The sequence below is a fragment of the Mesorhizobium sp. M2E.F.Ca.ET.219.01.1.1 genome, from assembly GCF_004016445.2.
Classification (GTDB): Bacteria; Pseudomonadota; Alphaproteobacteria; order Rhizobiales; family Rhizobiaceae; genus Mesorhizobium.
In genome coordinates this window covers 1-474 of the sequence record NZ_SADT02000045.1, presented here as the reverse complement: position 1 = coordinate 474, position 474 = coordinate 1, and the positions used below count along the sequence as shown (strand labels likewise).

Below are 474 nucleotides of genomic sequence, written 5' to 3'. Positions count from 1 at the left end.
CACGAGCTTTCTTACCCGTGGCATCCTTGGGCCGGGAGCATGGCCCTATTTATGAGTTGGTCGAGAAGGCTGGTAGAGAGGTTTCCGTGCGACCGGATGGTCGCCGCAGTCTGTCTCGGCAAGGCTGGGGCGGTTGCGGCGCGGGAAGTATCGCGCTTTGCCCGCAACAGCCGCGACTGGCTCATCGAGATGTGCCGCGTCGTCGATACCGTGCTGATCGACCAGGAGACGGCCTACGCACCGCGGCAGGCAATGACCGGCTGCTGTGAAGGGCACTCTTAACAAGTATGAACTTGATCCTCTGCGTCAGCGCTCCCTGTCGGCCCGCTATGAGAAGGCCCGGCGCGGAGAACTCGTCGTCGCTGCCCCGGTCGGCTTCGTGAAGGTCGGCGACCGGCTGGAGAAGGATCCCGATCGTCGCATGCAGGAGGCCATCACCCCTGCGTTTGACAAAGTGGCGGAACTCGGCAGTGC

At 63.3% G+C, this 474-nt stretch carries 2 pseudogenes; both read left to right on the top strand.

The features are described 5' to 3' along the window. Window positions 1-282, top strand: a pseudogene (locus tag EN862_RS37200) (hypothetical protein); the annotation flags it as partial. Further along, a pseudogene (locus EN862_RS37195) lies at window positions 266-474 on the top strand (recombinase family protein); the annotation flags it as partial. The pseudogenes EN862_RS37200 and EN862_RS37195, both read left to right, overlap by 17 nt.